Source organism: Pantoea sp. USHLN256 (assembly GCF_037149875.1).
In the GTDB taxonomy this organism is placed as follows: domain Bacteria; phylum Pseudomonadota; class Gammaproteobacteria; order Enterobacterales; family Enterobacteriaceae; genus Pantoea; species Pantoea nemavictus.
The window spans coordinates 1-612 of the sequence record NZ_JBBCQO010000030.1; the positions used below are offsets into that span (position 1 = coordinate 1).

General features: G+C 47.9%; 2 tRNA genes and 1 rRNA gene. All 3 read right to left on the reverse strand.

Annotated elements, in window-relative coordinates:
- Nucleotides 1-171 precede the first annotated feature (171 nt).
- Nucleotides 172-247: transfer RNA gene (locus WFL93_RS24085), tRNA-Ala, on the reverse strand.
- A 148-nt stretch (nt 248-395) separates the two neighbouring features.
- Nucleotides 396-472, reverse strand: a tRNA-Ile gene (locus WFL93_RS24090).
- A gap of 73 nt (nt 473-545) precedes the next feature.
- Nucleotides 546-612 (reverse strand): 16S ribosomal RNA (locus WFL93_RS24095); the annotation flags it as partial.

The following is a 612-nucleotide window of genomic DNA, read 5'->3' on the forward strand; positions in this document are numbered from 1 at the left end:
GGACTGTAAGCATTTGAGAGACTCGAACATGTTGTTATTCATTTCTTATTACGGAGAAATGAACCAACACGTCGTTTCAATTTTCAGCTTGTTCCGGATTGTTAAAGAGCATAATACTTCGCAGCACACCGTTTCCGGTTTGCTCTGAAGTATTGTTTTGAGTCACTGTAATGGTGGAGCTAAGCGGGATCGAACCGCTGACCTCCTGCGTGCAAGGCAGGCGCTCTCCCAGCTGAGCTATAGCCCCATACAGTTACTGCAGAGACCACTACTACCACTCACCAGGAGTCACATTCATCAAATGAGAAATGTTAATTTCTTCTCAGGCAAGGCATGCGTAAGGGAAGCTTACTTTCGTAAACGACCGCGCGCATAACGCAGCATGAGGAGAAATTTGGTAGGCCTGAGTGGACTTGAACCACCGACCTCACCCTTATCAGGGGTGCGCTCTAACCACCTGAGCTACAAGCCTGTAGAGGTTTTTTCTGCTCGTTACTTTCTATCAGACAATCTGTGTGAGCACTTCGCGGGAAGGTATCTTCAGGTAAGGAGGTGATCCAACCGCAGGTTCCCCTACGGTTACCTTGTTACGACTTCACCCCAGTCATGAAT